Source organism: Microcoleus sp. S13_B4, from assembly GCF_036700885.1.
GTDB lineage: Bacteria > Cyanobacteriota > Cyanobacteriia > Cyanobacteriales > Microcoleaceae > Microcoleus.
Map to the genome: position 1 here is coordinate 13,067 of NZ_JAUBPU010000031.1, position 26,131 is coordinate 39,197.

Sequence of the window (26,131 nt, forward strand, 5' to 3'; positions counted from 1 at the left end):
TATTCTACCTCATTTACTTTTTGCCAGGAATCAAACCGCGCCGCCCTTTAGTTATAGATTGCTGCACAAATCTTTGCAGGTGCTGCAAATGGGGGTTCTCTGGCAACAAATCCAACTGTTCCAAAGCTTGATTTAGAGTGTAGCCAGAATGGTATAGAATACGAAAAGTTTTTTTCAAAACTAGCAAATCTTCTTCTGTCAAACCAGCCCGTTGGAGACCGACTTTGTTGATGGCTCGCACTCTCGAAGGATTCCCCTCGACTAACATATAAGGAGGCACATCTCGATCGATCCTGCTCAAGCCGCCCACCATAGACAAGCGGCCGATGTGGACAAACTGGTGAACGCCTAAAACACCGCTCAAGCGGGCTTGAGACTCGATTTTAACGTGTCCGGCTAAGGCTACAGCATTCGCGATAATTACTCGATCGGCGATCGCGCAATTGTGTCCCACATGAACATAAGCCATCAATAGATTATGATTGCCAATAGTCGTGCTTTCCCCCGCTCCAGTAGCGCGGTTAATTGTCACATATTCCCGAATCTGATTGCTGTCGCCAATTTTCACCCTAGTCGGAGAACCCTCGTATTTCAAATCTTGAGGTTCCAAACCTATCGCTGCACCGGGGAAAATTTGATTGCGAGCGCCTATTTCTGTTAGCCCGTCGATAATTGCATGGGCGCCAATCTTAGTATCCGGCCCGATTTTCACTCTTTCCCCAATTACAGCATAAGCTCCCACTTCTACAGTCGGGTGAAGTTCAGCACCGGGATGAATCACAGCAGTTGGGTGAATCAAAGTAAGCATTTTTCAGTTGTCTGTTGTCAGTTGGCTGTTGTCCGTTGTCTGTTGACTGTTGGCTGTTGTCTGTTAACTGTTGTCTGTTAACTGTTGTCTGTTGACTGTTGCAATGCCCTGTTTGGTCAAGGCCCAAGGCCCAATGCCCAAGGCCCAATAACAAATTTAATCTACCATCGAAAACGTCAATTCTCCTTCACAAACTTTTTGTCCGTCTACTTCAGCCAGAGCCTGCATTTTTGCGAAGCGGCGGCGTTTTACCCACAGCAATTCTACAGTCATCAGCAACTGATCGCCCGGTACAACCTGACGACGGAACTTGACTTGATCAATTCCGGTAAACATCCACAATCCTTGCTTGATGTCGGGCAACTGAGCCAGAACAATACCGCCAACTTGAGCCATCGCTTCGACAATTAATACTCCAGGCATAATCGGCCTTCCGGGAAAATGCCCTTGAAAATGCGGTTCGTTGAAAGTCACATTTTTAATTCCTACAGCCTTCTCAGACGGCACGTAATCAACAATCTTGTCAACCAGTGCAAAAGGATAGCGATGAGGCAATAATTTCTGAACTTCTTCGAGAGTAAAAGTAGATTTAACCGCTGGAGAATCCTCACCGTTTTGGGTGGGGACGGATTCAGAATTAGCAGTATTGAGGGTGTTAACTTCAGTCAGCGTAGACATTGCTTGAAGACGTTTGAGTGTGGTATGGCAGAAGGTAGAAGGAAGATGCAATCTTAACAGATCACCTGTTTTTTCCTAACTTTTATCTAGGGTAGCTAGAGCTTCCGATTTCAGGGCTTGGGCGAGTTGGACGTGCAGGTTGTGACTGGCTTTGTAAGCCAAGTAGTGAGCTTTTGGCCAAGTTCCGAGCAGACTGAGGTCGCCTACTAAGTCTAGGATTTTATGGCGCACGGGTTCGTTGGCAAATCTCAAAGGCGGGTTGAGCCAGCCGGATCGATCGCAAACTAGGGCGTTTTCTAGGGTACCACCTTTGATCAAACCTGCTTGTCGCAATTGGTCAACTTGGCGAGCAAGTCCAAAAGTGCGGGCTGGGGCGATCGCCGTCGCAAAACTTTCTGCCTCTGGCGACCAACTGTACCATTGATTGCCGATCGCCTGTTCTTCAAAATCAATTCCGTAACTAAATCGAGTTTCGGCTGAGGGTAAAGCCGCTGCAAAAGCATCCCCGTGACGCACCCAAATTGGCTGTTCTAGGACGAAGCAGGAAGTCTGGTCTTGCTTCGATTGTTGAGGAACTAAGCCGGTATGGGCGATCGCTTCTACCCAAACCTGAGCCGAACCGTCCAGCAGAGGCACTTCCGGCCCATCAACCTCAATTCGAGCATTATCCGCTCCCATCCCCGCCAAAGCGCCTAATAGATGCTCTACAGTGCGAATTTGAGCATCGATACCTGCCAGTTCAGTTGAAAGTGCAGTCTGGCAAACCACCTCAATTTTGGCAGGAATTATCGGACTACCAGGCAAGTCAATTCTGACAAAATAGCGGCCTTCCCCAATCGCAGCAGGCAAAACTCGGACGCGAGTTTGTTCGCCGCTGTGCAAACCGATTCCCGACAGTTCAAATTCAGATTTTAAGGTACGTTGAGTCATGAGTTATTGGGAATTGGGAATGGGGCATGGGCCAAACAGGGAATTGGGTATCGGTAATTGGTAATTGGTAATTGGTTATTGGGCATCGGTAATGGGTTATTGGTTATTGGTTATTAGCTATTAGTTAATTGCTACCAATTACCAATTCTAAATGTCCAATGCCCAATATTTCGACTACGCTCAGTACGAGTGTCCAATGCCCAATTTCCCATGTCCAATGCCCAATGCCCCATGCCCAATGCCCAATTCCCAATTAGAATCGCTCACCAATCCCAAAGTGAATTTGATTGTTGCCAGTGTCGTTGATACCGTAATCGATGCGGATCGGCCCTAAAGGAGATTGAATCCGCACGCCGAGGCCGTAACCGTAACCGCTACCGGGCTTTCCGCGGATGCCGGCCGGGTCGCCCGGGACATCTTTGCCCGTGCCCAAGTCGGTGCCAGCATCCAAAAACAGGGCTCCGCCGAGAAACGAAATAATCGGGAAACGGTACTCAACGCTGGCTTCTAGGAAGCTGCGGCCGGCTCCCATGTCGCCTTCGTCGTATCCGCGCACCGAGTTGGCGCCGCCCAAGGCAAAGGCTTCGTAGGGCGGCAAATCTCCGAATACGGTGCCGCCTCTAAAACTGAATGCCAGGGTTTGAGGGCCGGGGGCAAACTTAGTGTACTTGACTGGTAGGTAAAAGCTGTAGCTGGCCCGCAGGCGGTTTAACAGGATGCTGCCGGAACCGACAGGAATCGATTGTTCTATCCCAAACCTGAGCAGGGAACCGCTAGTGGGGCGGAGGGGGTCGTTGCGCCGATCGCGCACAACACCTGCTTGCAGTGTTGTCAAGTCGTCCGAGCCCGAATCGCTAAAACTCAACAGGTTGCCGAGTTCGTCCTTGGATTCGCGCCTGCCTTTACGATCGGTAATTGAGACTCGCTGGTACTGCAAGCCGACTGAAGCTGTCCACTCAGAATCGGCAAAAGGATTGCGCGACAGGGGACGGGTGAAATTGATACCGGCACCGGTGCGGACGATGCGGGGTCGATCGTCGTTGGGCAATCTGACTTCCCGTTCGCCACCGTCAAAAATCACGCTGATCGATCGTCTTCTAAACGCATTAATCGTATAAGAAGTCCGGTAAGGATCGCCCGCAATCCAGGGGTCAGTAAAACTCAAGTCAAACAGGGTTTGGCGTTCCCCGATTTGTACTTCAGCCCCCAACTTCTGGTTCCTACCTCTCAAGTTTTGCTGCTGGTAACTCAGCGTACCGAACAAACCCGTCGCGGAACTCAAACCCGCACCAGCCGCCAGAGAACCGGTATTTTTCTCAATGACGTTGACAATTACTCTTGCCTTGCGGGGGTCAGTCGTTCCCGGTTCCAAGGCAAGTCGCACGTCTTCAAAAATTCCCAAACCAAACACCCGCCTCAAATCTCTTTCCGCCTTGGTGCGGTTAAAGATGTCTCCGGGCTTGAGTTCTACTTCGCGGGTGATGACAAACTGACGGGTGTTGCCTCCGATCGGCTGACCCGTGGCATCTGTTGCCTCTCCCTCCTTGTTCAGGAAGCGGACATCAACGGATTCGATCTGGCCTTCTGCCACTACCAGAGTGACAGTGCCGTCGTCTCCTACTTGCGGGGCATCAGTGATTTGGCCCAAAACATAGCCGTTCTCTTGATACCACGCATTAATTTTTTTCACTCCCTCCTCAAAGCGGCGGAGGTTGAGAATTTTGCCGTATTGATCGCGGAAGCTTTCGTCAATTACGCTTTGGGGCAGCACTTGCTGACCGGTGATCGTCACTCCCCGCAGCACCGGATTTGCCTGCACAATAAAAGTTACCCGGACGCCCAACGGGGTGTCTTCGGGTACTGCCCGCACGTTTCTGAAAAAGCCCGTGGCAAAAATGGCGTTGATGTCTTGTTGCAGTTGGCTGCGGTTGGTCGTGCGTCCTGGTTGGGTGCTGATGACTCGGTAAATTTCGCTTTCCAAGTCTCCCGTCGCGCCGGTGACTGTAACTTCTGCAACTAGCACTTGCGGTTCTGCCGCCCCGGCGGGTGCGGGCGTTTGTCTGGGCAGCGGTGCTGGGCCAGGGGGCAATGGGGGAACGGTGTTAGTCGGCGGTCTGGTCGGGGCCGGTCTGGTTGGGACCGGTCTGGGGGGAACTTGGGCGTTTTGAGCGATCGCCCCGGATTCCTCTGGTTTCCCTAGCTCTGCTGCGATCCAGGCGGGTGTTACAGCCGCTTCCGATGGGGGGAGCGAGCTGTCCTGTTGCGCGTCTGGCAGAGCGTTTTGGCTGCTAGAGGCAGGGGAGGGGTTGGATGCTAGCTCGGTTTTGAGTTGAAAGCTGGCAGGGGAAACCGGGGAGGGGCTGTCTGTGACTCGGTTTGGGGGTTCGCGGTCGTCCCCTCCTCTGGTAGGGGCCACTGCTATTGTTAGGGCTTCCCCTTTGCCGGTTTTAGCGGCTTTGCGGTTTTGAGGAGGGTTTGGGGTTAATTCTGCAATGGGGCGATCGGGTAATTCGATCGACGGGGCGGCGGGAACGGCAGCCAAAGCTTCCTCTGCTGATTCAGAGTACGATGTTTGGCCGCTTGCAGAATTTGATAACCCGAATGTTGCTGAGGCAGTAAAAACTGCCACCAATACAGCAGATAAACGCATTTTTGTTCACTTTTTTAGGCAATCCACACACCACATTAGCCATCAGTCATCAGTCATTAGTCATTAGTCATTAGTTATTGAGTCGGTTGAATTTGCCGCTGACTGCTAACTGTTGACTGCTGAGTGCTGAATGTCCGTGACAAACTGTGCAATTGTAGCGCATTACCAAAGCCTCTAGAGTTTCTGAGCGAGAACCCGTTGGAGAACTTGCTGGTAAGCGGTTTCTACCGATCCTAAGTCGCGCCGGAATCGGTCTTTGTCCATCACACGGGCGTCGGGGTCGGCTTCTGCGTTGTCCCAGAGGCGGCAAGTGTCGGGACTGATTTCGTCGGCGAGGATCAGATTTTGATGTTGGTCGATACCGAATTCTAGTTTGAAGTCTACTAGGGTGATGCCGCACTCGGTGAAAAATTCTTTGAGTATTTCGTTAATTTCGCGGGCGGCGATTTCTAGTTGGTCTACTTGTTCGGGGGTGGCTAACTGCATTAACTGGAGTCGGCTGCGGGTCAGCAGCGGGTCTCCCAAATCGTCGTTTTTGTAATAAAACTCCACCAGCGGCGGATTGACAATTGTGCCGAGGGCGAGTCCGGTTTGCTTGCAAAGACTGCCGGCGGCAATGTTTCTGACTACGACTTCCAATGGCAAGATTTGGACGCGACAGACTCGCATTTGGTTGGGGGCCGGCGTGTCGATGAAGTGGGTGGGAATGCCTTTGGCTTCTAGCATCCGAAACAGGTGGGCGGATACGGCGCAGTTGATTTCGCCTTTGCCGACGATGCTGCCGCGTTTCTGGGCGTTAAAGGCTGTGGCGTCGTCTTTGAAGTGGGTCAGCAAAATTTCGCTGTCTTCGGTGGAGTAGAGGATTTTGGCTTTGCCTTCGTAGAGTTTGCGATCGGCTGACATGGCGATTAATAATGTAGATGAGTTTTAGATTTTACCGTAGCTCGATCGGGCGTTATTGGCGAGTTTTTGGATGTCGGCTGCGCCCCTGAGAGCATGAGGGGCGAGTACACCTGTAGGTAGATACCATCATTTGCCCGGGCATAAATGATTCTTGACAAAGGACAATAGATATTAAACCTGCTGGGTTCGCGATCCGTGCTGACTCAACCTAGCCAACGAGACGGGCGCTTAAAAAACATCTATAAAATGGCTGATTTATGGAAGACAAAAAAATTCATATTCTCTTGGTAGAAGATGATGAGGTTGATGTGATGAACGTCCGGCGAGCATTCAAAAAAAATAACATCGTCAACCCCCTCTACATTGCTGCCAATGGATTAGAAGCTTTGGCTATATTGCGTGGAGAAGGGAAAATAGAGCCTCCAATGCCTCAAGCCCGCCGGTTGATTTTGCTGGACTTGAATATGCCGAGAATGAGCGGGATCGAGTTTTTGCAAGAATTGCGACTGGATGAATGTTTGAGGTCGATTCCGGTAATCGTCCTCACAACATCTAATGAAGATAGAGATAAAGTAAAAGCTTATAATTTGAATGTAGCTGGCTATATTCTTAAACCTGTTACTTTTTCTAACTTTGTGGAAGTGATGGCTACCCTAAACAGATACTGGATGCTGAGCGAAATTCCCTAAAATAGGGGAAATTTAATAAAAAATTTATTTTTTAATGTGGCTTGGTGATTTTTCAGCGATGCAGTTGTTTTAATTCCTTTTTCCAGACTGCAGCTTTTTCGGAGTAATCCACAATTCGGTTGTTATGGACAAAATTCTCACAATTCTGATAGTTGATGACGATGCAGTCGATCGAATGGCGATCAAACGTTCGCTCAAGTCCGCTGGTGTTTCGGCAGAAGTTACTGAAACAGAAGACTGCGCGGAGGCGCTGGCCCAACTCTCGGTCAGCAAAAATTCTATGCAGGCTACCTCGAAACTCTCCAAAGAAAATAAATCTCCCCCTTTAAGCGAGGTTGAAGAGCTAGAAAATGGGCTATTAAATCAAATATTTGAGTGCAAATTTGACTGCGTATTGCTCGACTACGGATTGCCCGACGGAGACGGACTCAGTTTGGTAAAAAATCTACGAGAAGCTGGGCTGAAAGTTCCCTTAATTGTGCTCACAGGTCAAGGCGACGAACAAATTGCTGTGGAATTGATGAAGGCAGGAGCTTCTGATTATATCGCTAAAAATAAGCTTTCTCCAGAGAGTTTATCTCGCAGTTTGTACAATGCGATGCGCGTTTACCGCGCCGAATCTCAGGCGTTTCATACCAGTCAAAAACTTAAGGAAAGTGAGGAACGATACAGGTTAGTTTTAGAGGGAGTGAACGATGGAATTTGGGATTGGGATTTAAGTAAAAATGAGGTTTATTGGAACGATCGCCTTTTGGAAATTATCGGTTTGTCGCGAAAGCAATTTGGCAGGACTATGGACGCTCTATACAACCGCCTGCACCCCGATGACAAGGAGGGAATCGTCAGGGCGATCGTGGCTCACTTGGAACAAGAAATAGACTATAATGTAGAATTCCGCCTGCTGCACTCGAACGGTGTTTACCGCTACTGCACTTCTCAGGGAAAAGCTCAGCGCAATTCCAAAGGAAAACCGCTACGAATGGCCGGCATGATTAGCGATATTACTGAGCGGAAACAGGCGGAATATGCTCTGGAAAGGGAACGGCAGCAACTGAGACAAATTATTACTTGCGTGCCTGTAGCAATGGCGATGTTCGATACACAAATGCGCTATATGGCTAACTCTAAAAAATGGGTTAGTCAATTTAATTTGGAGTTGCCGTCCCTGAATAATCTCAGCCATTACGAATTGTTTCCAGATACGCCAAATCGCTGGAAAGTAATGTACCAAGAAGTGCTCCAAGGCAAGGTAGTTTCTGTGAGCGAAGAGGCCTGGGAGCGAGCAGACGGATCTGTTGTGTACCTGCGGTGGGCTGCTCACCCTTGGTACGATCCAGACGAGAAAGTGGGGGGAATTGTGATGGTTGCCGACAAGATTAATGAGTTGGTGGAAGGGCGGGAAACTGCCTTAGAAGCGAGCCGAGTGAAGTCGCAATTCTTGGCGAACATGAGTCACGAAATTCGCACTCCGATGAATGGGGTTTTGGCAATGGCTCAATTGCTGCTGCGCGCTCCTCTGGAACCGAAACAGCGGGACTGCGCTCAGACTATTTACCGCAGTGCTGAACATTTGCTGAATGTTATTAATGATATCCTCGATTTTTCTAAGATTGAAGCGGGAGAAATGCGGCTGGACAAGGCTAATTTTGATTTGGATAGTTGCGTTGAGTCGGTGATAGAAATCATAGCGCATTTGGCCGAAGAAAAAGGCATTGAATTGAATATTTTAGTTGACAGCTCAGTGCCGAGAAAGTTGGTGGGCGACGCGGGCAGATTGAAGCAAGTTTTGCTGAATTTGACGGGTAATGCCATAAAATTTACCGATCGCGGTCAAGTTCTAGTTCACGTAACGGTGAAACAGGGCAACCGACTGGCAGAGGGTAGACAAGGGGCAAGATTGCTATTTTCGGTGCGGGATACTGGCATTGGAATTTCGCCCGAAGGGCAAACAAAGCTGTTCCAATCTTTTACTCAGGTAGACGATTCTCCTACTAGGCCTTACGGCGGGACGGGTTTGGGTTTGGCTATTTGCAAGCAGTTAGTGGAGATGATGGGAGGGGAGATTGGAGTTCGCAGTGTGCTAGGCAGCGGTGCGACTTTTTGGTTTGCTGTACCTTTGGAAAAACAGTTGCAAGTTGAGCCTCATGATCCCGAACTTGCGGGCAAGAAGCTATTAGTAGTCTCTGGAAGCGCTGTGAGAAGGGCTGCGGTGCGATCGCTCGCTCAAAGTTGGGGGGCCCGCTGCGATGAGGCAGAAACTGCTGCTGAGGCTTTGAGTGGGTTGAACAGGGCCCAGGGCGGGATTTCTCAGGATTCGGGGGAGAGGGAAAAAAGCTGGGATGTGGTGCTTGTGGACTTGCAAATGCCAGAGTTGGATGCGGAGGAATTTGCTAGGAAAGTGCGATCGACCTCGACTTTTGGCTCGTTAATCGCCATGACTGCTTTGCGGGAACAGCCGAAGGCTGAAGCGCTTTGTCATCAGGGTTTTAACGGATATTTGATCGAGCCAGTGCGGCCAAGCCACCTGCTTGAGGCAATGCTTGCACCGGCGAAGGGAACGGGAGTTTTTGGGAGAGTGGAGGCTGCTAATACTTGCAAGTTGCCACCAGTTAATTCTCAATATATTACTCCCAATTCGCCGTCATCGCTGAGAATTTTGGTGGCGGAAGACCACCCCATTAATCAACAAGTTCTTGTCGAACAGTTAGCGGTTTTAGGCTATCACGCTGACTGCGTAGTCAACGGTCAAGAAGCGCTGGATTTGCTGGCAAAAAAAAGCTATGATTTAGTGCTTATGGACTGTCAAATGCCCGTACTTGACGGTTATAAAACGGCACAAAAGTTAAGGCAAATCGAAGGAAGCGATCGGCATACTTTTGTGATGGCTTTAACTGCTCATGCTATGCCGGGGGAACGAGAAAAGTGTCTGGCGGCGGGGATGGATGATTATCTCAGCAAACCTGTAGATTTAGATGCTTTGGCGGCGGCCCTGAAAAAGTATGAAGCCCTAAATGTTCAGGGTGAAAATAAGTATGGAGTTAAAAGTATTAATCCCGAAAATAAATCTCAATTAGCAACAAATTATACAGAAGTTGGGGAAAAAGCGCAGGCGGTGGGTGGGCCGACACCAAGGGCGATCGCACTTCAGACTTGGGCACATAGAGACTACGACGGACTGTTCGACAAGAGCAGATTGGAGCAACTCGGACGAGTTAATATTAAATTGCCAGAGCGACTTTTGCAAGCTTTTGTGGCAGACGCCCAAGCTGATATGGCTGCTGCCAAAATAGCCGTAGAAGCTAAAGATTGGCAAGCTGTGGAATATCAAGCCCACCGTCTTAAGGGAACTTCTGCTAATGTGGGAGTTGCTCTGATGTCAGATTTAGCCGCACAATTAGAGCATCAAGCGCGAGGCTTTCAAGCTGACCCACCAGGGGTAAAATTGTTAAATATTGAGAGGGTTGAGAACCTATTAGTGAGTTTGTCCAGTCATTTAGCCCGGGTTCAAGAATTTGTGGAAACTCGAATGTTTGGTTAATATCTTACTCGATCATACTTGATCGTAGTCGGCGATTAAATTCGCCCTTACACAAACGAAGTCTCTCTCGCTTGAGACTAAAAAATAAAGCGGTACGGTACGGAGTGTGCATCCTACATAGAGAAATTCTAGGAAAATTTTGTTTGTTTCTTCTCTCCGTGTCCTCTGCGTTCTCTGCGGTTAATTAAAAAAATAATTAATTTAGCTATGAATTACGATACCAGTACAAACACTATTTTAGACAGCGATTCATTAGAAAATGATGAAAAACTGCTAACGCCTTTGATGATTTTTGCTCGGGAAGTTTTATTGTATGAAAACCAGGCTATTTCTGAGCAAGATTCTGTAAAGGCTGTGCCGTACCAGCTCGATGAAATCACTAATTTATGTGTTGACAATCTCCTAGGAAAAGTGGCTCGCTGCTGTCGCAAAAGCCAGGTTGGAAAAAAATTACCTACGGCTTTTTACGTTCATGTTTCGGCTTTGCAGACACTCAACCCTATCCTCGGAATCTACGAAAATTGTGCCAGACGCCATCTCGAAAATATTGATGAAGCAACTTTAGTTAAATTTTCACTCCATCAACCTAAAATATCTTATCTTTTTTACCCTGATTTCGATACAGATGCTCACCCTGCTTTGCAAGCCAGCATCCAAATTAATTTAGCAACAGGGGAAGTTAAATATTTCGATTACAGCAACAGCGAAAATCCCCCTGTTTTGCACCGCAAGGAAACTTTTGTAGCTGCGGATTATCCCAATTACGAAAAGTTTTCTCGACTGACTCGCTGCGAGGAAAAGTGGGGGTTGCTTGACAATACTAGCGTTATCGGCACTCGCGAGGGTTGGCTCAAATATTTGGGATATTGCGGTGTCGAAATTCAAGATCATGCTGTTGTCGAGCGTTTGAAACAGGAGAATAGTGAGCTCTCAGTTCCCAAGATTGAGCGTCACAAAGCTGCGATGGTACGTAACTCGCTTTCTAAACCTGTGCGTCTAGTTTTGGAAGCTGATTTATTTTGGGATGGGGCGACTTTTTTTGATTACGGTTGCGGCTACGGCTGGGATGTTAAATGTATTAATGAAGAGGGTTATGCTGCTTCGGGTTGGGACCCGTACTATCAGCCGGATACTCCGCGAATTGGTGCGGATATTGTGAATATTGGTTATGTGATTAATGTAATTGAATCTTTGGGGGAACGCCGAGAGGCTTTACTGAATGCTTGGGAATTAACTAAGAGTTTATTAGTTGTAGCGGCTCAAGTTTTGATTGATGATACCGACAGAGGTCAAATTGCTTACGGGGATGGGGTGATTACTTCTCGGAATACTTTTCAGAAGTATTACGAACAGGAAGAGTTGAAGGTTTATATTGACCAAGTTTTGAATGTTGATGCAATTCCTGTGGCTTTGGGAATTTATTTTGTGTTTCGGGATGCAGCGGAGGGTGAAAGTTTTCGTGCTTCTCGGTTTCGATCGCACTTATCGACTCCCAGAGTGCGATCGCAAGTTAAGCGGTTTGAGGATTATGCGGAAATGCTGGCTCCTTTGATGGCTTTTGTGAGCGATCGGGGCCGCCTTCCTGTTAAAGGCGAATTAGCTGAAGAATCGGTAATTAAGGGGGAATTCCACAGTTTTAATCGCGCTTGGAGGGTGATTTTGCAAGCAACTGATGCGGATGATTGGGAGACAATAGCCGATAAGCGCCGCCAGGATTTGCTAGTATATCTCGCTCTCAACGGTTTGGGCGATCGACCTTCGATGCGCCGACTCCCGGCTCAAATCCGCAACGACATCAAAGGTTTGTTTGACAATTATCAAAAAGCTTGCACTTTGGCTGATTTAATGCTATACAGTTTGGGCAAAGCTGATATTGTTGCGGATTGCTGTGAAGATAGTGCGATCGGCTACAAACAGCCCGGTTCCCTTTCAGTTCACGTATCCGTTTTAGAAGAACTAGACCCTTTGCTGCGGCTCTACGAAGGCTGCGCTAACCGCACAATTGGCAGGCTTGACGGCGCTACAATCATCAAATTTCACGCTCGCAAACCTCAGATTTCCTATTTATTTTATCCAGATTTTGAGACTAACCCGCATCCAGCCCTCCACACGGCTATGCACATACATTTGCGCGATCTTTCTGTCAGCTATCAAGACTATTCCGATGTGTACAATCCGCCAGTTTTAGTGAGAAAAGAAGCTTTTGTTAGTCCTAATTATCCCCATTACGAAAAGTTTGCGAAACTCACCCGCCAAGAAGAAAAATTAGGGATTCTCGATGGTGGTGCAGTTAAAAAATATCGGGAATGGGTGAAGTGTTTGGAGGAAAATTGTGTAAAAATTAAGGGTCATAAGTTGTTTTGGCGATCGAACGCTGACCCAGAAAGGTTGAAAATGCTGCAAAAAGCAGCGTCGGAACGCCAGCAGAAAAAGATTGAGTTGAAGCCAGGAAAGATTGAAGAAACAGGAGAGGGCGCAGAGGGCGCAGAGGAGGAGAAAGAAGAAGGAGAATAATTTACATCAAATCCGGTTAATTGTCTCCATTATCTTTGTAGGGAAACGGTATAGCCCTGTCCTATTTACTCGTTACCAGGCTCCAGCTTGCAAGCTAAACCTCATTGCCTCATTTTCGCTTGATGCTAAAAACGAGAAACCCATTTTCTTAACATCATAAGTAAAAATACTTGTTGTTTACAATTATTAATAATAAAAGTTGAGAGAAGTGAACGATCAGTAGTATATAATACGCCTCATGTTAATGAAGAAAAACATGAACGATAGAGATAAAGTCTTCACAAAACTAGCAGAAGAACGATGGGAAGTGTCCTTGAAACTAACATTAGCCATGATGTTTATCTACTTTGGATTTATCTTATTAGTGGCTTTTAATAAGTCATTAATGGGTTCAGTAATTGTACCCGGATTAAGTTGGGGAATCTTCTTAGGTGCCCTTGTCATTCTTGCCGCGTGGGTATTAATTTACATTTACGTCAGTTGGATGAATAACTACTACGATCGCCAAATTGAAGAATATATTAAGAGTTCAAAATGAACACAACCCTTGGACAATTTAACCTCACTGCTGTTTCCTTTTTCCTATTGTTTGTGGTGGCCTCTTTAGGAATTACTTATTGGGCCGCGAAAAAGACAAAAAGTACCGCGGAATTTTACACCGCAGGCGGTCAAATTAATGGTTTTCAAAATGGTTTAGCCCTCGCAGGAGATTTTATGAGCGCGGCCAGTTTTTTAGGCATTGCTGGTTTAGTCGCGCTTAATGGTTTTGATGGCTTAATTTATTCCATTGGTTTCTTAGTGGGTTGGCCAATTGTTATGTTTTTAATTGCCGAACCTTTACGCAATTTAGGAACCTATACTTTTGCCGATGTTGTTGCCTATCGGATGCGTCAAACTCCCGTGAGAATTGCCTCCGCGATCGGTACTTTAGCCGTTGTTAGTTTTTACTTAATTGCCCAAATGGTAGGGGCTGGCAATTTAATTAAATTGCTCTTTGGTATGGAGTACGAATTAGCCGTAGTGATTGTCGGTTGTGTGATGTTAGCCTATGTTATTTTCGGCGGCATGATGGCAACCACTTGGGTACAAATTATCAAGGCATTTTTGTTATTAGGGGGTGCGATATTATTAGCGATTTTAGTATTATCTCAATTTGATTTTAATCCCCTTAAATTATTTGCCGCCGCCTCTGAGAAATATGGACCGGAAGTATTAGCCCCAGGTAAACAGGTAGCTAATCCTTTAGACGCTATTTCTTTAGGGATGTCTTTAATGTTTGGTACAGCCGGATTACCGCATATTTTAATGCGTTTTTATACAGTACCAGATGCCCAGGCTGCTCGTAAGTCAGTCATGTATGCGACATGGTTTATCGGCTTCTTTTATCTGTTGACTTTTATCCTCGGTTTTGGCGCTATGACTTTATTAGGCCAAGACAGTATTAAGGCCATTGATAAAGGGGGTAATATGGCCGCGCCGATGTTAGCAGAACATTTGGGCGGTAATGTTTTATTAGGCTTTATTGCCGCGGTTTCTTTTGCCACAATTTTAGCAGTAGTCGCGGGATTAACGCTTTCGGGTGCTGCCGCGCTTTCTCACGATTTATGGGTGAATGTGGTGAGAGGAGGCTCTGCTAATGAATCCGAACAATTAAAAGTCGCCCGCGGTGCTACTGGCTTCTTAGGTGTTTTGGCAATTATTTTGGGAATTGTTTTTAAAGGTCAAAATGTTGCCTATATGGTGGGTTTGGCTTTCGCTATAGCCGCGAGTGGTAATTTTCCGGCTTTATTGATGTCAATTTTGTGGCAAAAGTTTACCACAAATGGGGCGGTCGCGAGTATGATAACAGGGACTTTTTCATCTTTATTATTAATCTATTTGTCTCCGACAATTCAAATAGATTTACTCAAAAATGCGGAGGCAATTTTTCCTCTGAAAAATCCGGGTTTGGTCACAATTCCTTTATCATTTATTGTCGGAATTGGGGTCTCTTTATGGAAAAGCGATCGGCAAGCCTCTGAAAAATTCTCCGAAGTAGAGCAACTTATTCACTTAGGAAATGCACAATTTGTCGCGACTTTACCGCCCGATGAATTAGATGGTGAATTACCCTAATATCGAGAAAGGGGATTTCTTAATAAAAAATCATTAATTGCAGCCAAGAGAAAACCGTGAGAAATCCGGTTTCTTTGGTTGCTGTGCATAACTCCTGAGAAAAAAACTATTTACTGGTTACCAGCCTGATAGCGCAACTAAGGCAGATCCGGAGGAAGAGCCTCCATTTTTACTGGTTACCAGGCTGATAGCGAAAGTAAAGGTTCTGGGGTGAGGAAGAGCCTCCATTTTCGGAAGCGAGGCTCTTCTTCCCTTATCTGAGTTATTAATGGGCATTGCCGCGTCCTATATTTGTAGGGAAACGGCATTACCGTGTCCTATATTTGTAGCTTAAGCAAACTTAATCTTCAAATAATCATCCTCCATTTTCGCCCCCGAAGGTTGCAGCGCCGCTAAAGCTTGCGGCAACACCAAATTACGGCGGTGATTCCCAATCCGAACATTCAACTCATCTCCAGTTTTGCTCAACTGGATCTGATCCTTAGCAATTCCCGGCAAATACAGCTCAAGACTATATTGATTGTTTTCCTGCACGATCTTAATCGTATTTTCTTTGTAATAAACTTGACTTGGATCTTCGTCTTTGTAAAGCGTTTCTTTCAACCGTTCCAAAGCTGCCAAACCGCACATTTCTTCTGAATAAAGTGGCACTTCCTTAACTGGCAGCGGCATGAAATCTGAGTGAATTTCCTGACGGTACTGTTCCTGGCTTTCTTTCCACCGTTTAAAAAATGGGTCAGTTACTTCTGCGGGAATAATCCGGTTAGCTACTACTAAATCTGTGGCTACATTGTACAAACTCAAATAAGCATGAGCGCGCAGAGACTCTTTAATTACCATTTTTTCTGGATTAGTAACTAACCTTACCGAAGTGACAGTATTGTCAGTTAAAACCTTTTCCAAAGCTTCGATTTGTTCGTAAAATTCGTAAGGTGCATCCATCACCTCTTTGTCTGGTAAAGAAAAACCCGCAATTGGTCTAAAAATAGGTTCAACTAAAGGCCGAAGGGCGGCTGATATGCCTTGCAGCGGCTTGTAAAACTTTCTCATGTACCAGCCGCCAACTTCCGGCAAACTTAGCAGTCTCAATGCTGTGCCAGTCGGAGCAGAATCGATAATTAAAACATCAAATTCGCCTTCGTCATAATGCCGCTTCATTCGCACTAAACCGAAGATTTCATCCATTCCTGGCAAGATGGCTAATTCTTCAGCTTGCACCCCTTCGAGCCCCTGCGCTCGCAAGACTTGAGTAATGTAGCGCTTAACGGCTCCCCAATTGCCTTCTAATTCCCTGAGAGCGTCTAATTCTGCTCCCCACAAATTCGGTTTCACCAGCCGCGAATCGTGTCCGAGTTCCATGTCGAAGCTGTCGGCTAACGAGTGAGCGGGATCAGTGCTCAGCACTAGGGTTTTGTATCCCAATTCGGCACACCGCAGCCCAGTCGCAGCGGCTACGGAGGTTTTGCCGACGCCGCCTTTTCCGGTCATTAATATTAAGCGCATTGATTGTTTAGCTCGCCTGAAAATTCTTTACTTCTTTATTGTAACGTTCTGTAACAAAGATTAATTTAGTGGGGGAATTAATTTTGGCGACAAGCAGCCGCCGGACACAGCACATTTTCGGTCATTCACGAAATTGCTGCCATGTCAAGATCAGTTAAAGTTATTTATTTCAGATATCAATTGCGACACATAAAAATCCATCACCGTTCATCTGTGTTTATCTGCGGTTAAAAAGGGCTCTCGCTCTTGAAACACCATTTTTTGTTGCTAACAAACCTAAGAACAATTCTCAAACATTAGTTTTCACGGGAAATACAAGCTGCTTGAGCACATCCAACCGCGAACAGTTCCAGTAATCGATGTGAGAAACAATTAAATCATCAGTGTTGACTTTAAGTTCGCTCCTACCGGCGATCGCCATTTTCGGTTTCCAAGGTAGCGGTGCGATCCAGCTCAGAGTCCAGCGAGTTTCTATAGTATCTCCCGACTGGGAAATGTTGTGCAAGTCGAGTTTAATCTCTTTAAAAAAAGTCCCCATAAACCCGATCATTTTGCGGTAGCGATCGACTCCTGTAAATCGATTCACTGGGTCTTCAAAATAAACCTCTTTTGCGTAAATGTTGTAAGTCTGATTGTCGGGGAATCTTTGATAATCGTCTTTGAGAATTTCAATAATATCCATTATCATTAGCTATTTGCCTTAAATTATTATAATATAGTTTATACTTGCTTGAGAAAAGGCGGACAACTTATGATCGACCTGTACACTTTTACCACACCGAACGGTCGCAAAGTCTCGATCATGCTCGAAGAAATAGGTTTACCCTACAGCGTGCACGTCATCGACATCAAAAAAAACGACCAATTTAGCCCAGAATTCATCGCAATCAACCCCAACAGCAAAATTCCGGCCATAGTCGATCGAGATAACGGCATCACCGTCTTCGAGTCTGGCGCTATTCTAATCTATCTTGCCGAAAAAAGCGGCAGATTTCTGCCCACAGACAAACAAAAATACTTTCAAGTTATAGAGTGGCTGATGTTTCAAATGGCCAGCATCGGCCCCATGTTTGGTCAGCTAAACCACTTCAAACGCTTTGCACCCGAACAAATTCCCTATGCGATTGGGCGCTACGAAAAAGAAACCTTGCGCCTCTACGGAGTATTAGACACTCAACTAGCAAAATACGAATACATCTGCGGCGACTATTCTATAGCCGACATTGCTACCTATCCCTGGGTTGCTATTTACGAATTTCAAGGATTAACCCTCGACAACCACCCCCACCTCAAGCGTTGGGTAGAAACCTTGCAGAAGCGTCCCGCCGTTGAACGCGGCATGGCAGTGGGCGCAAGTCCTAACTGAGAATTAAACTTGACGAGCGGTCACAAGCTATTTGACTGTAGCTCAAAATCCGGTTTGACACTGCCATGACTTGCTAACCATTGATAAACTTGCAGGATCTGCTGAGCTTTAACATCCCAGGAATAGTGATTCATGGCGTAATTGTGGGCTGCAATGCCCATGCGCGCAACACGAGCGCGATCGGCGACAAGCTGTTCGAGTTCTGCGGTAAAATATTTTACCAGTGTGTCAAAATTACCGAGAGGAACTTTAATCCCGCGATCGGGCTCTACCAGCGCACCTGGTCCGCCGTAGTCAACTACAACACAAGCCATACCGCACGCCATTGCCTCAACCACAACGCCCGCCCCCAGTTCGCGAATCGAGGGAAAAGCAAAAATCTCAGCTTGGCGCATCAATTCTCCCACTTCAGCTTGGGTTTTTTGACCTAAAAGTTTAACGCAGTTGCCTAAATTGTGTTCTGCGATTAATTGTTCTAGTCTAGGACGTTCGGGTCCGTCGCCAACGATCGCTAATTTATGCTGCTGCAAAATCGAACTATTAGCGAAAGCGCGAATGACAACTTCTGGCAATTTATAGGGAACTAGCCTCCCGGCAAACAGTACCGTCACTTGTTCGCTGCTAGAGCGTTCGGGCAGCTTAAACAGTTCGGGATCTATGCCAACTTCGGCATAATTAATGGTCTTCGATCTCGCTGAGGCTGGCAAATCTGCGATCGTGTGCTCGAATGCCGCCAGAATTCCTGCTGAACGTTCATAAGTAGAGCGGTAAAAAGGCATTAACCTGTAAGCATTTCGCACATAGCTCAACCACTCGCGTTCCCGCTTCAACTCAATTGTGAAAGCTTTCGGCCAAGGCAGCCCGCCGTTGAGAGGTCCTAACAAAAAAGGAATAGGACTCCAAGTTGCCATCGGACTCGGCTGCGTGGGCGACATCGGGGTAATCCGGTGAACGACATCGAAATACCCGCTTTGCAACTCCTGCTTGTAGCGCTGCCAGACTTCCCACTCAAAGGCGAGATAGCTGAAATAACCCAGCGCTGCGTTAATAGTCCAGGCTTTGTTTGAGCCACTTAGTAAAGTCGTTAGCTTTTGAATGGGAGCAGCAACTTTTTCTGTATCTATATAAACTACTTTAGCGTTACCCATTCCGGCTCGATCGATATTTGGTTTATTCCTAATTTGAGTAACAACCGTAGCATTAACATAATGGCTTATCGCACGCGCAAATTTATATCCAACCACCGGTAAAGAAGGCCACTCAGGATTGCAAACATCCGCCAGAATCAAAACTCGCATCGTATCAGTTTTCTCTGGGTTTTTCATAAAAATTCTAGTATCTGTATAATTTGTCATAATTCGCGAGATTGGTTTAGCAGAAGTTCCCTGCGGTTGCCCCCTGGCTTGCCTACCCTAACTAATTGTTCGCGAAGAGTGATAATTGCTATGGGACTCAAGAACTTTATAACACCGCTATCCCTATTTTGGCAAGTGTACCAATACATAGAAGATCGCGGTGTTGTTTTAAAGCTACTGCTGATTCAGGATTGGAATGATTTTCTGACCGGCTTCCAGCACGCAATTGTTGGCCCACCGAGGAACTTAATCGGCGAAATGCTTAATAATTGCCTCCGCAAACTCCGAACACTTCAACTCAGGCACCGGGGGCTCCATCAACCTCGCCAAATCGTAAGTAACTTCACCGTTAGAAATTGCCGCTCCCAAACCCTTCTTAATCAAGTCTGCTGCTTCCTGCCATCCCATGTATTCTAACATCATCACTCCGGACAAAATCAGGGAACCGGGATTGACTTTATCCAAACCAGCGTGTTTCGGTGCAGTGCCGTGAGTCGCCTCAAAAACTGCACATTCATCACCAATATTCGCACCAGGGCCCATACCCAATCCACCCACAATGGCGGCGGCCGCATCGGATAAATAATCCCCGTTTAGATTCATGGTCGCCAAAATCGAATACTCGGCCGGTCGGGTTTGAATTTGTTGGAAAATACTGTCAGCAATTCGGTCGTTGACCATGATTTTTTCTTTCCACTGGCCGCTGCCGTGACTCCCCCAAATTGCAAACAGAACATCGGCTACTTCTTGACGAATTTTGGCTTGTTTTTCTGGGGTCAAAGCATCGTATCCCGGGTCTATTTGGCGAGCATTATCTTCTAAGCTAATGGCTGAATTTTTTTCTTTGTGGCCCAGAATCCAAGACTCTCTTTCAGTTACGCACTGTTCTCGAAATTCGGTTGTTGCTAATTCGTAACCCCAATCTCGGAACGCCCCTTCCGTATATTTCATGATGTTGCCTTTGTGTACCAAAGTCACTTGCTGCTTATCTTTTGGCAACCGCAAAGCGTGGGTAATGGCGCGCCGTACTAAACGCTGAGAACCTGTTTTGCTAATGGGTTTAATTCCGATTCCAGAATCGAGGCGAATTTGTTTTTTGCCATGTTCTGGTGTTGCTGGAATTAACTCATTATTGAGGAATTCAATCAATTTTTTGCCGATTTCGCTGCCTTTCGCCCATTCAATTCCGAGGTAAATATCTTCTGTATTTTCTCGGTAAATAATTACATCTAGGAGTTCAGGAGTTTTGTGAAGCGATGGTGTTCCAGCATAATATTTGCAGGGTCGCACGCAGGCGTAAAGGTCAAAGATTTGCCGCAAAGCTACGTTGAGCGATCGAATGCCACCCCCGATTGGGGTTGTCAGCGGCCCTTTGATGGCGACTCCGTATTCTTTGATGGCGTCTAAGGAATCCTGCGGCAAATATTGGTAAGTACCGTAGACATCGCAAGCTTCGTCGCCTACATAAATCTTAAACCAGTTAATTTTCCGCTTGCCGCCGTAAGCTGTTTCTACCGCAGCATCCATGACTTTCTGGGATGCTGGCCACAAGTCCACTCCCGTACCGTCACCGCGAATGAAGGGAATAATCGGGTCATCGGGGACGATCGGCGAACCATCTTTGAAAGTAATTTTAGAACCAGTTGTCGGGGCTACAATCTTTTGGTACATATCTTAACAGCGCGGATAGCAATGTTCCCTATTTTGGCACGATTATCTCCCTAAACCTCAATCAATCCTAAATATTTGTATGAATTTTTGATAAATTGATTTTTAACCGCAGATAACAGCAGATAAACGCAGATGTTTGTGAGGATGTCTGCATTTATCTAAGATTTTATTCTTTTTGCATATTCTTCTTCACAATCCACAAAATAAACCAGATGACAATAATCACCGCAACTATTTTGGAAACCGGATCGAGATACTTATCTACAAGTGTATAATTTTCCCCTAGTTTATATCCGGCAAAAGTGAGGAAACTCACCCACAAAATTGTGCCGCCTGTTGAGTAGAGCAAAAAAGGGATCAAAGACATATTATTGATGCCAGCAGGCAGGGAAATCAGGGTACGAACTCCCGGTACGAGGCGACACAAAAACACGGCTTTGTTGCCGTGTCTGTTAAACCATCTATTTGCTTTGTCAATATCGGCGCCCGATACTGTGATCCACTTGCCGTATTTGTCTGCTAAATTCCTCAAGCGTTCTTCGCTCAATAATTTACCCGCATAGTACCAGGGAAGCGCGCCCAGAATTGTACCGATTACTCCGGCTGCGATCGCCGGTGCTAACTGCATATCATTACCCTTTGATGCCGTGAATCCTGCCAGTGGCATAATCAATTCTGAGGGGATGGGCGGGAAAAGATTTTCTAAAAACATCAACAGGCCAATTCCGAGATAGCCCATCGACTGCATAGTGTTAGTTATCCATTCAACCATTTTGATTTAATAATTGGTAATAGGTATAGCAGAAGGAAGTTCGGCAACGGATTATCTAAGGGATGTAACGGATGTCAGGAAGACCGAATGCCGAAGTTGGAAGAAGGAAGTTCATGAAGAAGTAGGGACACGGCAATGCCGTGTCCCTACTGTGGGGATAGATCGATGATTAAGTGCCCGAAGTCCAAGAGTTTGTGTACTCAATTTGTTCGGCAGTCAAGGTATCAATGTGAATACCCATTGCTTCCAATTTGAGACGGGCAATTTCTTTGTCAACTTCTACGGGGATTGAGTGAATACCCGGCTCTAGTTTGCCTTTGTTCGTAACCAGATATTCGCAGGCTAAAGCTTGGTTAGCAAAGCTCATATCCATCACGGCGCTGGGGTGTCCTTCGGCTGCTGCCAAGTTGATCAAACGGCCTTCGCCCAACACAATAATCGACTTGCCATTATTGAGGTGATATTCTTGAGTGAAAGACCGGACTGTTTTCACGTCGGTACTTTTTGCGCCAAGGGATTTGAGGTCAATTTCAATGTCGAAGTGACCGGAATTGCAAACAATTGCGCCGTCTTTCATTGTCTCGAAATGTTCGGCACGAATGACGTGTTTGTTGCCGGTAACGGTAATGAATATATCTCCGACTGTTGCTGCTTCGTCCATCGGCATGACGCGGAAACCGTCCATCACTGCTTCGATCGCCCGAATCGGATCGATTTCGGTGACAATTACGTTAGCACCCATACCACGGGCGCGCAGTGCCGTGCCTTTGCCGCACCAACCGTAACCTGCAACCACAATATTTTTACCGGCTAACAAAATATTGGTAGCGCGGATAATGCCGTCTAGGGTAGATTGACCGGTGCCGTAACGGTTGTCAAAGAAGTGCTTGGTGTCGGCGTCGTTGACGTTCATTGCGGGGAAAGTCAGCACGCCGTCTTTCAACATTGCCCGCAGGCGCACGATGCCTGTGGTAGTTTCTTCGGTAGTTCCGATTAAGTCGGAAATTTGGTTCGGGCGGTGCTGAATTAGTGCGGCTACCACGTCGCTGCCGTCGTCGATGATAATATTGGGGCGGTGATCTAGGGCTGTGTAGACGTGACGTTCGTAGGTAGCTGCGTCTTCTCCTTTGAGGGCGAAGACGGAAATGCCGTAGTCTTCAACTAAGCAAGCTGCTACGTCATCTTGAGTGCTCAAGGGGTTGCTGGCGATCAGTACGGCGTCGCCACCGCCGAGTTTGATGGCGATCGCCAAATGAGCGGTTTCTGTGGTTACGTGGCAGCAAGCAGCCAAGCGAATGCCAGCGAAAGGCTTTTCTTTAGCGAAGCGTTCTTGAATTTGTCGCAAAACCGGCATTTCCCGGCCGGCCCACTCAATGCGTTGCTTTCCCAAGGGGGCGAGGGACAAGTCTTTGACTTCGTGTTTAATCTTGACGGATGTAGCAACCATGTATGTTATTTCTGAGGAATCATCAAACTTTGTTAGTTCTAGCAGATTAACCCCTCGGCGGGCAAGTGCTGTGATTTTAGTTGATCGGGCTGGGCGAGGTTAATCTTAAATTTTGATTGTGTTCGATCAACCAATTTTCGATCTGCACAGGGGAGTCACCCGCACCGCGAGAGTCAAAACTTCCTGTCGGGCCGCGATCTCAATCTTTTTTGTTAGCCTGGCGTTCTTGAATTATATGAATAATAGAAGGCACAAAAGAAAGTACAATTATTCCACAAACAATCGGCAGTAAATATTTGTCAACTTGATCGGGAGGAATCATTTTTCCCAAATAATAACCCAGCAGAGTTATCCCCACCGTCCACACAAACCCGCCGACGAGGTTATAAAACATAAAAGTTTTGTATTTCATTGCCGCCACTCCCGCCACTATCGGCGCAAAAGTGCGGACAATTGGCATAAATCTCGCCAGTACAACTGCTTTTTGACCGTGTTTTTCGTAGAAGTTTTCGGTTTTTTCTAAATATTCTTTCTTAAACAGCCACGAATCTTCCTTCTGAAATAAGCGACGGCCCCAACGGTGTCCCGTTGCATAGCCAACATTATCACCAGCCACCGCGCAGACAAAAGCCCCAAAAATTAGCGTCCAAATATTCAGAGAGTCGGGCGCAGCAGCGACAATTCCAGCAGTAAACAGCAAGCTGTCTCCCGGCAGAAAAAAACCGAACAGCAATCCGGATTCTGCGAACACAATAGCCCAAATCCCCAAATAGCCAAAGGTTTTAATCAGTTGCTGCAAATCAAAATTCATCTTTCTATTTTTCCGAGGAATGAGCTAAGCAGTATATAAATGACATATATGATATCATTGTCTGTTGAATATAGCATAAACGAGGGTCTGGAAAAATCAGAAATTAGCCAGCGATCGATTATTGGTCTAAAATTTTTTAGTTCAAATTTAACAATGGGTGTGATAATTCAACAAATCCCAACTAGCTTGTTAAACCTGTTGGGTCAAGCGATCGAGGCGCCGTCAATAGCAGCGGCTGTGGTAGTTCTGGTGCTGATGAACACCGCAGCGAAGTTTGTTCGCCGAACAATCTCGGCAGCTACTCAACAGACTGTCAAAAGTTTGTCCTTGTGATCGCTCTTGGTGCAGATAGCCTTTGCCCTGACTTGGGCTGCGGGCCGTTCGATCGCCTGCGTGATTGCGTTCTCGGCTTTGCGTCCGGGAAATATCATCGGTTTGTTAGGACTGGATTCAGTAGCTATTAGTTTCGCGTTCCAAGACATCTTCAAATACTTTTTAGCGGAAATATTTTGCTGTTGCACGAAGCGTTGCAATTGGGCGATCGGATAATTGTAGAAGGCTTTGAAGGTACTGTTGAAAAGATTTTGCTGCCTTCAACTCAAATTATTAGTGATCGGGGAGAGCGAGTTATCGTGCCGAAGGCGATCGTATTTACCAATTCAGTGCGGGTAAGCTAATCCGCATTTAAATTGCATAGTCAAATAAATCTTTACTTGTGTGGGGATTAGGGGTTGGGCAGGAGATCACGCCCTCAATATACAATTTAAATGCACAACAGCTTACTAATAGGCCGGCCCCACAGGTGAACTAACTTGCCTTTAAATTTAGCCTATGATGTTGATACTTCAGGCTTTAACGATGGTTATTATCTTATTGTCCGCTATTGGACGCTGCGCGAACAAGCACAGGTGCGACGGACAAACACCAGGGCTGTGGTGGCGATTAAAGTAGCGTGCATCCGGGCCGACATTAAAATTCCTCAACCGATAGTGGTGACTTTGTACGATCAAACAATATACCGTGAGTAAGTTTTGAGTTGGGAGTTGGGAGAGGGAGAGTGGAAGAGTGGAAAAAATCCTCTGGCTTCACGCTTGACTTCTTCCCTCAACACCCCTCGGTTAAACCCGTTAAATCCCGTACACTGCGCGTTCCCGAACTTCACCCTGATATCAAATCCGCGCTTCATCGTCGGGCGTAAAATCGAGTCAATATCCAACACTCAACCATTATTCAGTTTGGCGACCCCGAGTCAACAGTCAGCAGTCAACAATCATGAGGAGTGCAACCAGAGTTGAGATGACTTCTCCCTTCTGAATTTTCAAATCAAGCAAAAGGCGAGCCTATTTCTCATTAGCGCGCCTCCTAATTGAATTTTATTTTGTTGTCAAACGGAATTGAAGAGAGGGTTCCGGTTGAAAAAAATCATGAAGCCGTCTTGCTAGCGCGGCGGCGGCGTGCTGCAACCAAGCCGCCGAAACCGAGAGCCAAACCAGTCATCGTAATCGGCTCGGGAACTGCTTCTGCACTCACTGTGAAGTCTTGGAAGTCTGCGTCCTTGCCGTTACCAGCATCGTCGAAGGAGATCACCGTGCCGCTAAACAGAGAACCTACTCCGTTTGTGTAGTCTCCGGCAGATTTGAAGGCCTTCGTTGTTTTTGTGTCAAGTGCGTTCCCCAGCAACGCCCCGCCAAACACGGCTTGCTGGCTGGCGCCGCTGTTCAAAGTTGAGGTCGAGTAGACAGTGCCCGACCACTGCCCGAAAGTGCTGGAGAGTCCCAAAGTGTAGATTTGATTTGCCAGGAATTTGAATACTACCGGGCCAGAATCCTTGACAGTATTGCCCAGAGTTCCTTTCCATTCGTTCGCCCTGCCGTTGTCTGAGGATTTAGTTTCCGAAAACAAGGTCTTAGCTATAGAGGCTACCGAGTCCTTCACGGTGTAAATTCCCAAAGATGAAATGTACGCGCCGTGAGACTCTGTGAAGTTAAACTTGACATCTTGATCTTGGCTGAAGGAGATGCCGCTGGTGCCGAAGGAGAAGGCGTGGGCTGGAGCACTTGCACCAAACAGAGCTGTGGCGGCTGCGGTAGCTGTTAGGGCGGATAAGAGTTTGGTATTCATAACCTGTTCCTTTTGTGCGAGGGTCTTAATAATTTCATTATGCGATACTTTGTTTGTATTTGGGGCACTTTAGGTAAAGTTTGACATATTCTTTATCAAGCCTTTACATATCCTTCATAAATGCTCTCGATCACATCTGCTGGCGGGCGATCGCTCCTAATAATACCCACTAAATAATTATAAGAACTGTGGAGTGAAACCTTGCAGTAGCGGGCATAGGAGCGCAGAGCAGCCACACAGATTTGGAGCTGGCCTATGCT

22 protein-coding genes are annotated in these 26,131 nt (G+C 46.7%); 9 read left to right on the forward strand and 13 right to left on the reverse strand.

Going from position 1 to position 26,131, the window contains the following annotated elements; genetic code table 11:
• Window positions 1-13: 13 nt before the first annotated feature.
• From lpxA to purC, 5 genes are all read right to left on the reverse strand, one after another.
• Complete coding sequence (gene lpxA, locus QT994_RS16955) at window positions 14-808, reverse strand: acyl-ACP--UDP-N-acetylglucosamine O-acyltransferase (RefSeq protein ID WP_333176343.1); 795 nt, start codon at window positions 806-808, stop codon at window positions 14-16.
• Between the two features lie 156 nt (window positions 809-964).
• Entirely contained in the window at window positions 965-1,486 is a 522-nt protein-coding gene (gene fabZ, locus QT994_RS16960; RefSeq protein WP_333176345.1) for a 3-hydroxyacyl-ACP dehydratase FabZ, read from the reverse strand.
• A gap of 75 nt (window positions 1,487-1,561) precedes the next feature.
• Window positions 1,562-2,416: a UDP-3-O-acyl-N-acetylglucosamine deacetylase gene (gene lpxC, locus QT994_RS16965; protein WP_333176347.1), complete on the reverse strand. Its 855-nt coding sequence runs from the start codon at window positions 2,414-2,416 to the stop codon at window positions 1,562-1,564.
• Window positions 2,417-2,669: 253 nt separating this feature from the next.
• On the reverse strand, window positions 2,670-5,066 hold the full coding sequence (locus tag QT994_RS16970; RefSeq protein ID WP_333176349.1) for a BamA/TamA family outer membrane protein: 2,397 nt from the start codon (window positions 5,064-5,066) through the stop codon (window positions 2,670-2,672).
• A 174-nt stretch (window positions 5,067-5,240) separates the two neighbouring features.
• Complete coding sequence (gene purC, locus QT994_RS16975; RefSeq protein WP_333047376.1) at window positions 5,241-5,969, reverse strand: phosphoribosylaminoimidazolesuccinocarboxamide synthase; 729 nt, start codon at window positions 5,967-5,969, stop codon at window positions 5,241-5,243.
• Window positions 5,970-6,226: 257 nt separating this feature from the next.
• On the opposite strand from purC, the gene QT994_RS16980 reads away from it, so the two are divergent.
• The 5 genes from QT994_RS16980 to QT994_RS17000 all read left to right on the forward strand — a co-directional run bounded on the left by QT994_RS16980 (window position 6,227) and on the right by QT994_RS17000 (window position 14,825).
• Complete coding sequence (locus tag QT994_RS16980; RefSeq protein WP_006631782.1) at window positions 6,227-6,658, forward strand: response regulator; 432 nt, start codon at window positions 6,227-6,229, stop codon at window positions 6,656-6,658.
• A 124-nt stretch (window positions 6,659-6,782) separates the two neighbouring features.
• A complete protein-coding gene (locus QT994_RS16985; protein ID WP_333176351.1) occupies window positions 6,783-10,196 on the forward strand; it encodes a response regulator in 3,414 nt (1,137 codons plus the stop codon).
• A 207-nt stretch (window positions 10,197-10,403) separates the two neighbouring features.
• Window positions 10,404-12,710 carry a DNA phosphorothioation-associated putative methyltransferase gene (locus QT994_RS16990; RefSeq protein ID WP_333176353.1) on the forward strand — a complete coding sequence of 769 codons (2,307 nt, stop codon included), beginning with the start codon at window positions 10,404-10,406 and terminating at the stop codon, window positions 12,708-12,710.
• A 256-nt stretch (window positions 12,711-12,966) separates the two neighbouring features.
• The gene (locus tag QT994_RS16995) at window positions 12,967-13,248 is read left to right on the forward strand and encodes a DUF485 domain-containing protein (RefSeq protein WP_333176355.1); all 282 of its coding nucleotides are present in this window, start codon (window positions 12,967-12,969) and stop codon (window positions 13,246-13,248) included.
• Window positions 13,245-14,825 carry a sodium:solute symporter family transporter gene (locus QT994_RS17000; RefSeq protein ID WP_333176357.1) on the forward strand — a complete coding sequence of 527 codons (1,581 nt, stop codon included), beginning with the start codon at window positions 13,245-13,247 and terminating at the stop codon, window positions 14,823-14,825. Before QT994_RS16995 ends, QT994_RS17000 begins: the two co-directional genes overlap by 4 nt.
• 330 nt (window positions 14,826-15,155) lie before the next feature.
• On the opposite strand, the gene QT994_RS17005 is transcribed toward QT994_RS17000, so the two are convergent.
• Together QT994_RS17005 and QT994_RS17010 are read right to left on the reverse strand one after the other, a co-directional pair.
• Window positions 15,156-16,328 (reverse strand): TRC40/GET3/ArsA family transport-energizing ATPase, encoded by a 1,173-nt coding sequence (locus tag QT994_RS17005; protein ID WP_172188640.1) that lies wholly within the window; start codon window positions 16,326-16,328, stop codon window positions 15,156-15,158.
• Between the two features lie 289 nt (window positions 16,329-16,617).
• Window positions 16,618-17,010, reverse strand: coding sequence for a DUF2358 domain-containing protein (locus QT994_RS17010; RefSeq protein WP_333176359.1), 393 nt, complete (start codon window positions 17,008-17,010; stop codon window positions 16,618-16,620).
• 69 nt (window positions 17,011-17,079) lie between these two features.
• Here QT994_RS17010 and QT994_RS17015 point away from each other — a divergent pair, with 69 nt between their 5' ends.
• Window positions 17,080-17,694 (forward strand): glutathione S-transferase N-terminal domain-containing protein, encoded by a 615-nt coding sequence (locus QT994_RS17015; protein WP_333047382.1) that lies wholly within the window; start codon window positions 17,080-17,082, stop codon window positions 17,692-17,694.
• A gap of 20 nt (window positions 17,695-17,714) precedes the next feature.
• On the opposite strand, the gene QT994_RS17020 is transcribed toward QT994_RS17015, so the two are convergent.
• The 5 genes from QT994_RS17020 to QT994_RS17040 all read right to left on the reverse strand — a co-directional run bounded on the left by QT994_RS17020 (window position 17,715) and on the right by QT994_RS17040 (window position 23,750).
• The gene (locus QT994_RS17020) at window positions 17,715-19,049 is read right to left on the reverse strand and encodes a glycosyltransferase family 4 protein (protein ID WP_333176361.1); all 1,335 of its coding nucleotides are present in this window, start codon (window positions 19,047-19,049) and stop codon (window positions 17,715-17,717) included.
• Window positions 19,050-19,295: 246 nt separating this feature from the next.
• Entirely contained in the window at window positions 19,296-20,720 is a 1,425-nt protein-coding gene (locus QT994_RS17025; RefSeq protein ID WP_333047385.1) for an NADP-dependent isocitrate dehydrogenase, read from the reverse strand.
• A 166-nt stretch (window positions 20,721-20,886) separates the two neighbouring features.
• Window positions 20,887-21,492 carry a DedA family protein gene (locus tag QT994_RS17030; RefSeq protein ID WP_333176362.1) on the reverse strand — a complete coding sequence of 202 codons (606 nt, stop codon included), beginning with the start codon at window positions 21,490-21,492 and terminating at the stop codon, window positions 20,887-20,889.
• A 169-nt stretch (window positions 21,493-21,661) separates the two neighbouring features.
• On the reverse strand, window positions 21,662-22,939 hold the full coding sequence (gene ahcY / locus QT994_RS17035) for an adenosylhomocysteinase (protein ID WP_333047387.1): 1,278 nt from the start codon (window positions 22,937-22,939) through the stop codon (window positions 21,662-21,664).
• A 199-nt stretch (window positions 22,940-23,138) separates the two neighbouring features.
• The gene (locus tag QT994_RS17040; protein WP_333176364.1) at window positions 23,139-23,750 is read right to left on the reverse strand and encodes a VTT domain-containing protein; all 612 of its coding nucleotides are present in this window, start codon (window positions 23,748-23,750) and stop codon (window positions 23,139-23,141) included.
• Between the two features lie 48 nt (window positions 23,751-23,798).
• On the opposite strand from QT994_RS17040, the gene QT994_RS17045 reads away from it, so the two are divergent.
• The 3 genes from QT994_RS17045 (at window position 23,799) to QT994_RS17055 (ending at window position 24,778) form a co-directional block, all read left to right on the forward strand.
• Window positions 23,799-24,083 (forward strand): hypothetical protein, encoded by a 285-nt coding sequence (locus tag QT994_RS17045; RefSeq protein ID WP_333176366.1) that lies wholly within the window; start codon window positions 23,799-23,801, stop codon window positions 24,081-24,083.
• 155 nt (window positions 24,084-24,238) lie between these two features.
• Window positions 24,239-24,427, forward strand: coding sequence for a mechanosensitive ion channel domain-containing protein (locus QT994_RS17050; RefSeq protein ID WP_333176393.1), 189 nt, complete (start codon window positions 24,239-24,241; stop codon window positions 24,425-24,427).
• A 135-nt stretch (window positions 24,428-24,562) separates the two neighbouring features.
• The gene (locus QT994_RS17055) at window positions 24,563-24,778 is read left to right on the forward strand and encodes a hypothetical protein (protein ID WP_333176368.1); all 216 of its coding nucleotides are present in this window, start codon (window positions 24,563-24,565) and stop codon (window positions 24,776-24,778) included.
• A 394-nt stretch (window positions 24,779-25,172) separates the two neighbouring features.
• Here the strand turns inward: QT994_RS17055 and QT994_RS17060 are convergent, their stop codons facing one another.
• The gene (locus QT994_RS17060) at window positions 25,173-25,871 is read right to left on the reverse strand and encodes a PEP-CTERM sorting domain-containing protein (RefSeq protein ID WP_333047394.1); all 699 of its coding nucleotides are present in this window, start codon (window positions 25,869-25,871) and stop codon (window positions 25,173-25,175) included.
• Between the last annotated feature and the right edge of the window lie 260 nt (window positions 25,872-26,131).